We start from the raw sequence: 13,220 nt of genomic DNA, 5'->3' as shown, positions 1-13,220 counted from the left end.
CGCCGACACCGCCTCCCGCCGACACCGACCCCGGTCACGGGTCGGGCGGCCGGAGGGCGCCCAGCGCCCGGAGGTCGCCCGACCCGCCGGGCGGGAGGCCGTTTCACGAGACGCGGAGCGGATCGGGAAATGGTCTTCCGCCCGTAACGGGGGGTTCCAGGGGGGTCGCTACCCCTGGGAAGAAACAGCCTTGCGGAGGTAGTAGGTGAGGCCGAGGTCCTCGTCGCGGGTGGCCGTCAGGCCGTCGGGCCGGCCTTCGTTGACGGCGTGGGCGAGGACTTCGGAGGCGAGCTCGCCGGTGTGGGCGCGCAGTGCCTCGGCGAGGTCGGTGCCGGTGGCCTCCCACCACAGGTCGATGCGGTCGGTCACCTCCAGGCCGGCGGCCTTGCGGCCCTCCTGGACGAGCCGGACGGCCTCGCGGACCAGGCCCGCGCGGCGCAGTTCGGGGGTGACGGTGAGGTCGAGCGCGACGGTCTCGCCGGCGGCGCTCTCCACCGCCCACCCGCTGCGCGGGCGCTCGGTGACGATCACGTCGTCGGGCGAGAGCGCGACCATGCCGAGGTCGACGGCCTGGACCTCGGCGCCGCCCTCGCGGAGCGCGTGGACGAGCGCCGCGGGGTCGGCGGACGTGATCGCCTTGGCGACCTTGGGGGTGTCCTTGGCGTACCGCTTGCCCAGCTCGCGGAAGTTGGGCTTCACCTCGTACTCGACCAGGTCGCCGCCGATGGACGACAGCTCCTCGAAGCCGAGCACGTTCAGCTCCTCGGAGATCTGGGCCCGGAGCTGCTCGGGCAGCGCGGGCCAGCCGGCCGCGCCGACGAGTGCGCGGCCGAGCGGCTGCCGGGTCCGGACGCCGCTCGCGGCGCGCGCGGACCGGCCCAGCTCGACCAGGCGCCGCACGAGCGCCATCCGCGTCGTCAGCTCCTCGTCGAGGAGGCTCTCGTCCACGGCCGGCCAGTCGGTTAGGTGCACGGACTCGGGGGCGTCTTCGGGGCGGACGACGTCCCAGACGTGGTCGGTGATGAACGGCACGATCGGCGCCATCAGCTTGGTGAGGGTCTCCAGGCATTCGTAGAGGGTCGCGAACGCGGCTGCGCCCTCGGGCGTCTCCGGGCCCTCCCAGAAGCGCCGGCGGGAGCGCCGCACGTACCAGTTGGACAGGTCGTCGACGAACTGGGAGAGGCGCCGCCCGGCGCGGGCCGTGTCGAACTCCTCCAGCGCCGCGTCGACCTCGCGGACGGTGCGGTGCAGTTCGGCGAGCGCCCACCGGTCCAGGAGCGGGCGGTCGGCGGCGGCCGGGGCCTCGGCCAGCCGGTCCGGGGTCCACGCGCGGCCCTGCGCCCGTGCCGCGTTGGCGTACAGGACGAAGAACGACGCGGTGTTCCAGTACGTGAGGAGGACCTTGCGGACGATCTCCTCCAGCGCGCCGTGTCCGACGCGGCGGGACGCCCACGGCAGCCCGCTCGCGGCCATGAACCAGCGGACGGCGTCGGCGCCGTGCTGGTCCATCAGCGGGATGGGCCGCAGCACGTTGCCGAGGTGCTTGCTCATCTTGCGGCCGTCCTCGGCGAGGATCAGCCCGAGGCAGACGACGTTCTCGTAGGACGACTGGTCGAACACCAGCGTCCCGACGGCCATGAGTGAGTAGAACCAGCCGCGCGTCTGGTCCTGCGCCTCGCAGATGTACTGGGCCGGGTAGGACTCCTCGAAGACCTCGTTGTTGCGGTAGGGGGCGCCCCACTGCGCGAACGGCATCGACCCGGAGTCGTACCAGGCGTCGATGACGTCGGGTACGCGGCGCGCCTCCGTCCCGCACTGCGGGCACGGGAACGCGACGTCGTCCACGTAGGGGCGGTGCGGGTCGAGTGCGGACAGGTCGCGTCCGGCCAGTTCGCCCAGTTCCTTCAGCGATCCGACGCAGGTGATGTGGTCCTCGTCCTCGCCGCACACCCACAGGGGGAGGGGCGTGCCCCAGTAGCGGCTACGGGACAGCGACCAGTCGACGTTGTTGCGCAGCCATTCGCCGTACCGCCCGTGCTTGACGGTCTCGGGGTACCAGTTGGTCTTCTCGTTCTCCTCCAGCAGCCGGTCCTTGATCTGCGTGGTGCGGATGTACCAGGCCGGGAGCGCGTAGTAGAGCAGCGGCGTGTGGCAGCGCCAGCAGTGCGGGTAGCTGTGGTCGAAGTGCCCGCCGCGGAACAGCAGCCCGCGCGCGCGCAGGTCGTCGGTGAGCGGCTCGTCGGCGTCCTTGAAGAACTTGTTGCCGACCAGGGGCACCTCGCGCAGGAACCGCCCGTCCGGCCCGATCGGGTTGACGATCGGCATCCCGTAGTTCTTGCAGACGGTCATGTCGTCGCCGCCGAAGGCGGGCGCCTGGTGGACGAGCCCGGTGCCGTCCTCCACGGTGACGTAGTCGCCCAGGACGACGTAGTGCGCGTCCGGGATGTCGACCAGCTCGAAGGGCCGCTGGTACGCGGTTCGCTCAAGCTCGGTGCCCTGGAACGTCGCCAGCCGCTCGGCGCCCTCGCCGAGAACCTGATCCAGCAGGGGCTCGGCCACCACGAGCACCTCGTCGGACCCCGCCGGGCGGGCCGCGACGTAGGTGACGTCGGGGTGGACGGCCACGGCGGTGTTCGACACCAGCGTCCATGGCGTCGTCGTCCAGATGAGCAGCGCGGCGCCCATCTCGGCCAGCGGACCGGACGTGACGGGCATCCGCACGTACACCGACGGGCTGGACACCGTCTCGTACCCGCCGGGCTGGCCCAGCTCATGGTCGGACAGGCCCGTCCCGCAGCGCGGGCAGTACGGCGTGATGCGGAAGTCGCGGAACAGCAGGCCCTTGTCGAACACTTGCTTCAGGGACCACCAGACGGCCTCGACGTAGTCGGAGTCCATCGTCCGGTAGGCCTGGTCGGTGTTGACCCAGTAGCCCATGCGCTCGGTCATCTCTTCGAACGCGTCCACGTGGCGCAGGACCGATTCGCGGCAGCGGGCGTTGAACTCCGCGACGCCGTACTCCTCGATGTCCTTCTTGCCGGTGAGGCCGAGCTCCTTCTCGACGGCGACCTCGACGGGCAGGCCGTGGCAGTCCCAGCCGGCCTTGCGCGGGACGTGGTGGCCCTTCATGGTCTTGAAGCGGGGGAACACGTCCTTGAACACGCGGGCCTCGACGTGGTGGACGCCCGGCATGCCGTTGGCGGTCGGCGGCCCTTCGTAGAACACCCACGGGGAGCCGGACGCGGTCCGCTCCAGCGACCGCTCGAAGACCTTGTTCTCATGCCAGCGGCGCAGCATGTCCCGCTCCAGGGCGGGCAGATCGACCTGCGCGGGCAGCGGCCGAAAAGCTCGGCTCACGATGGCGGACCTCCGGATCGACGTGAAGACGTGACCGGAGGGACGAGGCGGCTGCCCCGCGGTACCACCCTCCTTGACCGTGCCCGGCGGCACGGTCCGCTTCGTTCGAGTCTTCGGCTGCCGGTTCTACTGCGCCCGCGGACGCGGGACGGTTCCTCCGGCGGCTCCGGGGCGATCAGACCGCCGGGCTCGCCCCCGGGCTCGCACCGTCCCCGGGTCGCTCATGGCCGCTCGCGGCGGCAGGTGTCCCCATCGAGGCCTGCCATACGACTGCTCGTCCAGATGGTAACGCACGCGGCGCCGCCGCTCTTCCCGTTTTCCGCCCGGGTGCGGCGCACGGTTCCTTTGCGATCTCGTGCGACGGGCGGGAGTTTCCCGCCGATCGGCGACCGGGCATAAGCGGTCGGTAACAAAGCCCAGGTTGTTTACCGTGTCCGAGAGAGGGGACTTATGCCGTCCGCACTGCCCGTCGAGACGACCAGCGCGAGGGAGGCCGACATGGCCGGCACGAAGCCCGCCGCAAGCACCGCGCCCGCCGCGGCCAAGAGCCGCGGCAGGGCGCGGCCGTCCCAGAGCAGGACGTCCGCGAAGAAGCCCGCGGCCAAGAGCCCGGCGGCGAAGGGCGGTGCGAAGCGCGCCCCGGGCGGGCGCGGGCCCGCGGAGGCGGCGGCGCGCGACGGGCGGGAGGCGGCGACGACGGCCGCGGAACTGCCGGTCCGCGAGGGGGAGGACCAGTGGACGCCGGGGGAGCTCGCCGAGGTGCGGGCCGGGCTGGCGGAGCAGATCGAGGCGCTGCGCACCGAGATCGCCGCGTCCGCGAGCCAGATCGCCGAGGGCGACACCAGCGACGGCGCGGGCGACGACCAGGCCGACGCGGGCGCCAAGACCTACGAGCGCGAGCACGAGCTCGCGCTGTCCTACAATTCACAGGACCTGCTGGCCCAGATGGAGAGGGCCGTCCAGCGGATGGACGGCGGCACGTACGGGATCTGCGAGTCCTGCGCCCGGCCGATCGGCAAGGCGCGACTCCAGGTCTTCCCGCGTGCGACCCTGTGTATGACATGCAAACAACGCGAGGAACGTCGCTGAGCGACTCAACGAACCCAGAGCGCGAGGCCGGGGAGACCACGGGGTCTTCCCGGCCGCGCCGCGTCGGCGTGCTGGTCGCCGTGGCCCTGGCCGCGCTCGCCGCCGACATCCTGTCCAAGACCATCGTGGTGGCGACGCTGGAGGACCGCGAGCCCGTCCGGCTGCTCGGCGGGCTGCTGACGCTGCGCGAGACCCGCAACAGCGGTGCCGCGTTCTCGATCGGCACCGGCTACACGATCGTCTTCACCCTGATCGCCTGCGGCGTGGTGGTGGCCATCCTGCGGACCGCCCGCAACCTGCGCAGCGTGCCGTGGGCGGTCTGCCTCGGCCTGCTGCTCGGCGGCGCGATCGGCAACCTCCTGGACCGGCTGCTGCGGGCCCCGGCGCCGCTGAAGGGCCACGTCGTCGACTGGATCCAGCTGCCGCACTGGCCGGTGTTCAACCTGGCCGACTCGGCGATCGTCTGCGGCGGCGTGCTGGCCGTGCTGCTGGCGGCGCGCGGCCTGCAGGTGGACGGGACGCGCCTCGCCGGCAAGGACGAGGACGCCGCCGAGGACGCCCGGCCCACCGAGAAGCCCGAGCCCGCCGGGAAGCCGGAAACGGCCGAGACACCTGAGACGCCTGAGACGCTCGGGACGGCGGATGAGGCGGATGAGGCGGACAAGGCCGAAGCGCCCGAGCCCGCGCCGGAGGAGAAGGCCTGATGGCGGAGGTGCGCAGCCTCCACGTGCCGGACGGCCTGGAGGGCGAGCGGGTCGACTCCGCCCTGTCGCGGCTGTTCGGCCTGTCGCGCAGCGGCGCCGCAGACATCATCGCCGCCGGGGACGTCTCGCTGGACGGCGCCGAGGTGGCCACCAAGTCCGAGCGGCTGCACGCCGGCGCCTGGCTGGAGGTCACCCTCCCGCCGCCGCCCGCGCCGCCCGCGCCGGTGGCCGAGCCGGTCCCCGGGATGGGCATCCTTTTCGAGGACGACGACATCGTCGTGGTGAACAAGCCGGTCGGCGTCGCCGCCCACCCCACCACCGGCTGGACGGGCCAGACCGTCCTCGGCGGGCTGCTGGGGGCGGGGCACACGATCGCGACCAGCGGCGCGTCCGAGCGGCAGGGCATCGTGCACCGGCTGGACGCCAACACCACCGGCGCGATGGCCGTGGCGAAGAGCGAGATCGCGTACTCGCGGCTCAAGCGGGCGTTCAAGGAGCGCCGCATCGACAAGCGCTACCAGGCGCTGGTCCAGGGGCATCCGGATCCGTTCCGCGGGACGGTGGACGCGCCCATCGACCGGCACCCGTCCGGCGACGGCCGGTTCGCGGTCGTGGCGGGCGGCAAGCCGTCGGTCACCCACTACGACACCGTGGAGGCGTTCCGGGCCGCCACGCTGCTCGACATCGACCTGGAGACAGGCCGCACCCACCAGATCCGCGTCCACATGTCGGCGATCCGGCATCCGTGCGTGGGCGACATGGCGTACGGGGCCGATCCGACGCTCGCGGAGCGGCTCGGCCTGAAGCGGCAATGGCTGCACGCCGTCCGGCTGGGGTTCGAGCACCCCACGAAGGGCGAGTGGGTCGAGTTCGAGAGCCCGTACCCGGACGACCTGGCCCGCGCCCTGCAGATCGTCGAAGCGGAGTCCTGACCGCTATTGGCCGAGCAGCCGCAGCCCGGCCGCGACACCGGCCGCGACGACCAGCACGACCAGGAACGGGGCGCGCAGCAGCAGCGCCACCACGGCCGCGCCGAGGCCCGCCATGCGCGCGGCGTCGAACTCCAGGGACTTTCCGTCGGCCAGTGCCTGGACGGCGATCAGCGCGGTCAGCAGCGCCACCGGGACCAGCTCGGTGAACCGGCGCACCCGCGGATCGTCCAGCATCCGCTGCGGCGTGACGAGCCCGCCGAGCTTGAGCGCGTAGCAGCCGAGCCCGGTCGCGATCACCGCGATCCAGACGCTCACGGCGCCGCCCTCCGCGCGAGGAGGGCGGGCAGCGCCGCGACGGCGGCCAGCATGACCGGCACGCCCGGCGGGAGCACCGGCGTGGCCGCGACCGCGATCACGGCCGCCGCCACCGCGACCTTCCCCGCGCCCTTCTCGCCGGTGAGGCGCGGCCACAGCAGTGCGAGGAACGCGGCCGGGCCGAGGACGTCCAGGCCGACGGCGTCCGGGTCGCCCAGCCGCGCCGTGCCCGCCGCCCCCAGCAGTGTGGTGAGGTTCCACGCCAGGTAGAGGCTGACCGCCGTGGTGTAGAACCCGGTGCGGGCGGCCGCGCGGCCGTGCTGCGCGGTCGCCACCGCGGTGGTCTCGTCGATGACGACGTGCGCGGTGGCGAGCCGCCGCCAGCCGCGCACCCCGAGCGTCCGCGCGAGGCGCATCCCGTACAGGGCGTTGCGGCCGCCGAGCAGGACCGCGCCGAGCGACCCGGCGACCAGCCCGCCGCCCCCGCCGATCACGCCGGCCAGCGCGAACTGGGACGCCCCCGTGAAGGCCAGCAGGCTCAGCGCGCACGCCTGCGCGACGGTGAGGCCCGCCGTGACCGCCGCGGCGCCGAACGCCAGCCCGGACACGCCGACGGCGACGCCGACGCCGAGCCCGTCCCGCACGGCCGCCGCCCGGGCGCCCTCCCCGGGCGCTGCCACGCTCATCGGCGGGAAGCGGCGGCGTCCAGGCCGGCCTCGATGATCGCGTTCACGATGGGGGCGAGCCGGCCTGCGCCGAGGGACGGCGCCCGCGCCGCCATCGCCTCGACGATCTCCCGCTCGCGGCCGGGGTCGCGTCCGGCGAAGCCGCCGACGGGCTTGAGCCGCTGGACGACGGCGGCGACCGCGGCGCGGTGCTCCAGCAGTTCCGCGAGCACGGCGTCGATGCCGTCGATGGCGGCGCGGGCCTCGCCGAGCGTCGTGATGGCCTCGGCGTCCGGCAGCGCGACGCGCAGTTCACCGGACGGCGCGCAGGCCGGGCAGCCCGCGCCGGGCTCGCCGGGTTCGATCACCTGGTCGTGCATCTGGGGTTCCCTCTCGTGCGGCGGCGCGTCCGCGCGGGGGAGCGTCCAAGCCCGGATCCGCGCCTGATCAGCAGAAAAGGCAGAGCCCATGGGGACTCTGCCTTGGCCGGCTCCGGGGTCGTCGCTCAGATCGGGGCGGCGACCGGCTCACCCGGAGCCGGCTGCGTAAACCTGAAATGGCGGCGTTCCACGGAGCCGATCGTAGGCGGTGCCGCCTCCGAAAACCAAACTCCGGACGTCTCGTCCCGCCTTTTGAGACGGCCGGAAAGGCGCCGGCGGCGATTGGGCGAGTCGGGAAGCGCGGGCCGGAGGAGAGCGGTTAGGCTCTCAGGACCGCGTCCGCCCGGCGCCCGCGCCAGGTGGACGATCTTCCCCCGGGACCGATGACGCGACCACGTGCAGACCGTGCACGTGGGCGGTCGCATGCGACGAGCAGGAGGCGCAGCAGGCATGGCCGACTCTTTCGTTCACCTGCATGTTCATACGGAGTACTCCATGCTCGACGGAGCGGCTCGGTTGAAGCAGATGTTCGAAGAGGTGGGCCGGCAGGAGATGCCGGCGATCGCCATGACCGACCACGGCAACATGCACGGCGCCTACGACTTTCACAGGCAGGCGACGGCGGCGGGGGTCACCCCGATCATCGGGATCGAAGCCTATCTGGCACCGGAGTCGCGGTACCACAAGAAGAAGGTGCAGTGGGGCGAGCCGAGCCAGAAGCGCGATGACGTCTCCGGTGGCGGCCTGATCAACCACAAGACGCTGTGGGCCCGCAACGGGACCGGGCTGCACAACCTCTTCAAGCTTTCGAGCCGGGCGTACACCGAGGGCTTCGTCTTCAAGTACGCACGCATGGACGAGGAGCTGCTCGCCGAGCACGCCGAGGGCGTGATGGCGACGACGGGGTGCCCGTCCGGCAAGGTGCAGACGCGGCTGCGGCTCGGCCAGTTCGACGAGGCCCTCAAGGCCGCCGCCACGTTCCAGGACATCTTCGGCAAGGAGAACTACTTCCTGGAGCTGATGGACCACGACCTGGAGATCGAGCGCAGGGTCCGCGACGGGCTCCTGGAGATCGGCAAGAGGCTCGGCATCCCGCCGGTGGTGACCAACGACTCGCACTACACGCACGAGTCGGAGGCGACCGCGCACGACGCGCTGCTGTGCGTGCAGGTCGGCAAGCAGCTCGCCGACCCCGACCGGTTCCGGTTCAACGGCAGCGGCTACTACCTCAAGACCGCCGACGAGATGCGCGGCATCGACACCTCCGACGCCTGGCTGGAGGGCTGCCGCAACACCCTCATGATCGCGGAGAAGGTCGACCCGGCGGGCATGTTCGAGTACCGCGACCTCAGCCCCCGCTTCCCCGTCCCCGAGGGCGAGACGGAGGAGAGCTGGTTCCGCAAGGAGGTCTGGAAGGGCCTCGGCCGCCGCTTCCCCGGCGGCCTCCCGGACGGGTACAAGGAGCAGGCCGACTACGAGATGGGCGTCATCCTCGGCAAGGGGTACCCGTCCTACTTCCTCGTCGTCGCCGACTTCATCATGTGGGCGAAGGAGAACGGCATCCTGGTCGGCCCCGGCCGGGGCAGCGCCGCCGGCTCGCTGATCGCGTACGCGATGGGGATCACCGACCTCGACCCGATCCCGCACGGGCTGATCTTCGAGCGGTTCCTGAACCCCGAGCGCGCGTCCATGCCCGACATCGACATCGACTTCCCTGAAGACCGGCGGGCCGAGGTCATCAAGTACACGACCGAGAAGTGGGGCGCCGACAAGGTGTCCTTCATCGCCACGTTCGGCACCATCAAGGCGAAGGCCGCCATCAAGGACGCGGGCCGCGTCCTCGGCTTCCCGTACGCGCTCGGCGACCGGATCTCCAAGGCGTTCCCGCCCGCCGTGATGGGCAAGGACATCCCGCTCTCGGGCATCTTCGACGACAAGCACCCGCGCCACAGCGAGGCGGGCGAGCTGCGCAAGCTGTACGAGGAAGAGACCGACGTCAAGCAGATCATGGATCTGGCGCAGGGCCTGGAGGGGCTGATCCGGCAGACCGGCGTGCACGCCGCCGGGATCATCATGTCCGGTGAGACGATCACCGACCATGTCCCGATCATGCGCCGGGACGCCGACGGCGCGATCATCACGCAGTTCGACTACCCGACCTGCGAGACGCTCGGCCTGCTGAAGATGGACTTCCTGGGCCTGCGGAACCTCACGATCATCGACGACGCGCTCCGCGGCATCAAGAAGAACAAGGACGTCGACGTCGACCTGCTCGCCCTCCCGCTGGACGACCAGCCGACCTACGACCTGCTCGCCCGCGGCGACACCCTCGGCGTGTTCCAGTTCGACGGCGGCCCGATGCGCTCGCTGCTGCGGCTGATGAAGCCGGACAACTTCGAGGACATCTCCGCCGTCGGCGCCCTGTACCGGCCGGGCCCGATGGGCGCGAACTCCCACACCAACTACGCGCTCCGCAAGAACGGCCAGCAGCAGATCACCCCGATCCACCCGGAGCTGGAGGAGCCGCTCAGGGAGATCCTCGACACCACCTACGGCCTGATCGTCTACCAGGAGCAGGTCATGGCGATCGCGCAGAAGGTGGCGGGCTACACGCTCGGCAAGGCGGACCTGCTCCGCCGCGTCATGGGCAAGAAGAAGAAGGCCGAGCTGGACGCCCAGTTCGTCGGCTTCGAGCAGGGCATGGTCGACAACGGCTTCTCCAAGGAGGCCGTGAAGACGCTGTGGGAGATCCTCGTCCCGTTCTCCGACTACGCGTTCAACAAGGCGCACTCCGCCGCGTACGGCCTCGTCTCGTACTGGACGGCCTACCTCAAGGCGAACTACCCGGCCGAGTACATGGCGGGGCTGCTCACGTCCGTCGGCGACGACAAGGACAAGAGCGCCCTCTACCTGTCGGAGTGCCGCCGGATGGGGCTGAAGGTCCTGCCGCCGGACGTCAACACGTCCGAGGCCGACTTCACCCCGCTGGGCGACACCGAGATCCGGTTCGGGCTGTCGGCGGTCCGCAACGTCGGCCACAACGTGGTGGACGGGATCGTCGCGGCCCGCAGGGAGAAGGGCGCCTACACCGACTTCAACGACTTCCTCAACAAGGTCCCGTCGCAGGTGTGCAACAAGCGGGTCGTGGAGTCGCTGATCAAGGCCGGCGCGTTCGACGAGCTGGACCACCGGCGCAAGGCGCTCCTGATGGTGCACGAGCAGGCCATCGACTCCGTCATCGACATCAAGCGCAAGGAGGCCGTCGGCCAGGACTCCCTGTTCGGCGCCCTGGAGGACGACGGCGGCGAGGACGCGTTCGCCGTCGTGATCCCCGAGAGCGAGGAGTGGGACAAGACCACCCTCCTCGCGTTCGAGCGGGAGATGCTCGGCCTGTACGTGTCCGACCACCCGCTCCTCGGCGTCGAGCACATCCTGGAGCGCGAGGCCGACTGCACGATCGCCGTGCTGAACGGGGGCGAGCGGCCGGACGGCCAGATCGTGGTCGTCGCGGGCCTGCTGTCCGGCCTGCAGCGCAAGGTCACCAAGCAGGGCAACTCGTGGGCGATGTTCCAGCTGGAGGACCTCGGCGGCTCCATCGAGGTGCTGTGCTTCCCGTCGTCCTACCAGCTGTGCTCGACGCTGCTCGCCGAGGACGCGATCCTGATCGTCAAGGGCAGGCTGGACCGCCGCGAGGACGTCGCGAAGATCATCGCGATGGAGGTCGCCCAGCCCGACCTCACCATCACCGACGCGACGGGCCCGTTCTCGGTCACGATGCCGCTGGGCCGCTGCACGCCCCCGACGGTCTCGCGGCTCAAGGAGGTGCTGGTCACCCACCCCGGCACGGCCGAGGTGCACCTGCACGTCCAGAACGGCCCGCGCACCACGGTCGTCCGCCTGGACGACAAGCTCCGCGTGGCGCCGTCCCCGGCCCTGATGGGCGACCTGAAACAACTCCTGGGCCCCACCTGCCTGGGCTGATGGTCACCCGCTGCTGCGACACGCCCGAGCCGACGCGCCTGCTCGTCCTCGCCGACGAGCCGGCGACCCGCTACTGCGTCAGCACCTGCGCCGCCTGCGCCGGCGCGGTGATCGAGTACTACTCGTTCGACGACTGGGACACGGGGAACCCGGCCGACTTCGAGAAGTACTGGTGGTGGCGGATGGACGCCCCGGACACCGCCGCCTTCCGCGACGCGATCGCCGCCTGCCCCGCGCCACTGGACGGGGCCTGCCGGTGCCCCGTCCACCACGCGCTCAAGTGGCGGACGCCGAACACGATGCCGCCGTCCCGGGAGACCCCCTACGAAGAGGCCGAGGTGCCCCGCACCCGCTTCCACATCGACGAGGGCGGTGCGATCCGCTGGAAGCACCCCTGACGGTCAGGCTGTCAGCAGCGCCAGAGCCGCGGGGACGACTTCCCGGGTCCAGCGGCGCAGCTGGGTCTCGCCGGTGTCCTCGGGCCAGTAGACGAACGAGTCGAACCCGGTCTCGGTGGCAAGATCCGCGAGGACGCGCGCCCATCCCGCCGCGTCCGTGCGGATCGGCTCCTCGCCCCGCAGCCGGACGGTGCCGGGCGTTTCCGTGATGTCGCCGACGAGCTGGGCGATGCGGGTGATGGCGGACGGATCGCGGCCCGCGTCCTCGGCGGCGCGCGTGATGACGTCCTGCGACTCGCGCCACCTCTCGTACGGCAGGTAGTGCGGGATCGGCGCCGCCCACCCGTCCCCGATCCGGCCGGTGAGCGCGAGGGCCTTCGGCCCGACGCTGCCGATCCAGATCCCGACCGGGTGCGCCGGTGCGGGCCCGGCGTGGACGCCCTTCACCGTGTAGTGCTCGCCGCCGGCCCTGACGGTCTCGCCAGGACGCCACATCGCCCGGATGATCTCGATGGCCTCCTCCAGCGCCCGCAGCGCCTCTCCGGCCGTCCGGTCGGGGCCGCCCATCGCGGCGATGGCGGGCCAGAAGGCCCCGGCGCCGAGCGCCAGCTCGAACCGCCCGCCACTGAGCAGGTCGAGCGTGGCCGCCTGCTTGGCCAGCACGGCCGGGCCCCGCAGCGGCAGGCTCGCGACGTCCGGGAACACCCGCAGCCGCTCGGTGTCCGCGAGAACGGTCGCGAGGACCGCCATCGTGTCCCCGAGCCCCGCCGCGTAAGGATGGTCCTGAATACCCAGCAGATCGAGCCCCTCCTGGTCAGCGACCCTGGCCAGAGCACGAACCCCATCAAGCCCCCCGGCTTCGGGAGCGACCTGAACCCCAAATCGATATTCCATGATCCAGAAGCTACCGACCCCGAACCGCCCACCGAATCAGTAACCCTACGGGCGAGCCACCGGACGCACAGACCGCAACCAGCCGGGCGCAACAACCTCAACCGGCACCTGAGCCACCAACGACCCCAAGGTTCGCGATCGCGTCCGAAGGCAGGTTTCGAGCCTGCGAGAAACCTGATCGCGCAGCGAGCCGCAAGGCGAGCCGGAGCGATGCAGCGATCGCACGCAGTACCCGACGATGGAGGGCCGCCAGGCCCGAAGGAGGAGGGAACTGCAATGAACAGAGTCAGCCGCCGAGGACTGCGGGGGTCAGTTCGGCCTTGAAGTCGACGAAGCGGCCGAGGCCGTCGAAGCGGGCTCGGGCGGTGCCGCCGCCGGGGAGGACGGCTTCGGTGAGCACGTCGGTCTGGCGGTACGGGACGCGGTGGTGGGACAGGAGGCCGGCGAGGGTGAGGCGCGGCTCGTGCGGGAACAGGCTCGCGGCGTTGGCAAGGAGGCGGGGGAG

Annotated in this window: 10 protein-coding genes and 1 pseudogene; 5 read left to right on the top strand and 6 right to left on the bottom strand. The window is 71.6% G+C overall.

Annotated features, from left to right (window positions below):
• Positions 1–168: 168 nt before the first annotated feature.
• Complete coding sequence (gene ileS, locus E1293_RS35630; RefSeq protein ID WP_132202606.1) at positions 169–3,357, bottom strand: isoleucine--tRNA ligase; 3,189 nt, start codon at positions 3,355–3,357, stop codon at positions 169–171.
• Positions 3,358–4,065: 708 nt separating this feature from the next.
• Here ileS and E1293_RS49775 point away from each other — a divergent pair.
• The 3 genes from E1293_RS49775 to E1293_RS35615 are packed head-to-tail and all read left to right on the top strand — an operon-like array spanning position 4,066 to position 6,082.
• Positions 4,066–4,446 carry a TraR/DksA family transcriptional regulator gene (locus E1293_RS49775; RefSeq protein WP_243717035.1) on the top strand — a complete coding sequence of 127 codons (381 nt, stop codon included), beginning with the start codon at positions 4,066–4,068 and terminating at the stop codon, positions 4,444–4,446.
• Positions 4,419–5,150, top strand: a complete 732-nt coding sequence (gene lspA / locus E1293_RS35620) for a signal peptidase II (protein WP_132202602.1) — start codon at positions 4,419–4,421, stop codon at positions 5,148–5,150. The genes E1293_RS49775 and lspA overlap by 28 nt, the downstream gene beginning before the upstream one ends.
• Positions 5,150–6,082 (top strand): RluA family pseudouridine synthase, encoded by a 933-nt coding sequence (locus E1293_RS35615; protein ID WP_132202600.1) that lies wholly within the window; start codon positions 5,150–5,152, stop codon positions 6,080–6,082. Before lspA ends, E1293_RS35615 begins: the two co-directional genes overlap by 1 nt.
• A 3-nt stretch (positions 6,083–6,085) precedes the next feature.
• Here the strand turns inward: E1293_RS35615 and E1293_RS35610 are convergent, their stop codons facing one another.
• From E1293_RS35610 to E1293_RS35600, 3 genes are read right to left on the bottom strand one after another with little or no spacing between them, the layout of a single operon-like run.
• Positions 6,086–6,397, bottom strand: coding sequence for an AzlD domain-containing protein (locus tag E1293_RS35610; RefSeq protein WP_132202598.1), 312 nt, complete (start codon positions 6,395–6,397; stop codon positions 6,086–6,088).
• The gene (locus tag E1293_RS35605; protein ID WP_132202596.1) at positions 6,394–7,083 is read right to left on the bottom strand and encodes an AzlC family ABC transporter permease; all 690 of its coding nucleotides are present in this window, start codon (positions 7,081–7,083) and stop codon (positions 6,394–6,396) included. Before E1293_RS35605 ends, E1293_RS35610 begins: the two co-directional genes overlap by 4 nt.
• Complete coding sequence (locus E1293_RS35600) at positions 7,080–7,442, bottom strand: chorismate mutase (protein WP_132202594.1); 363 nt, start codon at positions 7,440–7,442, stop codon at positions 7,080–7,082. Before E1293_RS35600 ends, E1293_RS35605 begins: the two co-directional genes overlap by 4 nt.
• Positions 7,443–7,892: 450 nt before the next feature.
• On the opposite strand from E1293_RS35600, the gene dnaE reads away from it, so the two are divergent.
• Together dnaE and E1293_RS35590 are read left to right on the top strand one after the other, a co-directional pair.
• Positions 7,893–11,423 carry a DNA polymerase III subunit alpha gene (gene dnaE, locus E1293_RS35595; RefSeq protein WP_132202592.1) on the top strand — a complete coding sequence of 1,177 codons (3,531 nt, stop codon included), beginning with the start codon at positions 7,893–7,895 and terminating at the stop codon, positions 11,421–11,423.
• Complete coding sequence (locus E1293_RS35590; protein ID WP_132202590.1) at positions 11,423–11,821, top strand: hypothetical protein; 399 nt, start codon at positions 11,423–11,425, stop codon at positions 11,819–11,821. The genes dnaE and E1293_RS35590 overlap by 1 nt, the downstream gene beginning before the upstream one ends.
• Before the next feature lie 3 nt (positions 11,822–11,824).
• On the opposite strand, the gene E1293_RS35585 is transcribed toward E1293_RS35590, so the two are convergent.
• Both E1293_RS35585 and E1293_RS47940 read right to left on the bottom strand, forming a co-directional pair.
• Complete coding sequence (locus E1293_RS35585; RefSeq protein WP_207939280.1) at positions 11,825–12,715, bottom strand: LLM class flavin-dependent oxidoreductase; 891 nt, start codon at positions 12,713–12,715, stop codon at positions 11,825–11,827.
• A 286-nt stretch (positions 12,716–13,001) separates the two neighbouring features.
• Positions 13,002–13,220 (bottom strand): annotated as a pseudogene (locus E1293_RS47940) (DUF6882 domain-containing protein); the annotation flags it as partial.

Source organism: Actinomadura darangshiensis (assembly GCF_004349235.1).
Lineage (GTDB): Bacteria > Actinomycetota > Actinomycetes > Streptosporangiales > Streptosporangiaceae > Spirillospora > Spirillospora darangshiensis.
The sequence above is the reverse complement of the archived record's forward strand: the minus strand, read 5'-3'. Positions and strand labels throughout refer to the sequence as shown.

Bases quoted from the DNA above. Each gene is read 5' to 3' on its own strand.
- lspA (WP_132202602.1), top strand. From the start codon at position 4,419: ATGCAAACAACGCGAGGAACGTCGCTGAGCGACTCAACGAACCCAGAG.
- E1293_RS35615 (WP_132202600.1), top strand. From the start codon at position 5,150: ATGGCGGAGGTGCGCAGCCTCCACGTGCCGGACGGCCTGGAGGGCGAG.
- E1293_RS35605 (WP_132202596.1), bottom strand. From the start codon at position 7,083: ATGAGCGTGGCAGCGCCCGGGGAGGGCGCCCGGGCGGCGGCCGTGCGG.
- E1293_RS35600 (WP_132202594.1), bottom strand. From the start codon at position 7,442: ATGCACGACCAGGTGATCGAACCCGGCGAGCCCGGCGCGGGCTGCCCG.
- dnaE (WP_132202592.1), top strand. From the start codon at position 7,893: ATGGCCGACTCTTTCGTTCACCTGCATGTTCATACGGAGTACTCCATG.
- E1293_RS35590 (WP_132202590.1), top strand. From the start codon at position 11,423: ATGGTCACCCGCTGCTGCGACACGCCCGAGCCGACGCGCCTGCTCGTC.
- E1293_RS35585 (WP_207939280.1), bottom strand. From the start codon at position 12,715: ATGGAATATCGATTTGGGGTTCAGGTCGCTCCCGAAGCCGGGGGGCTT.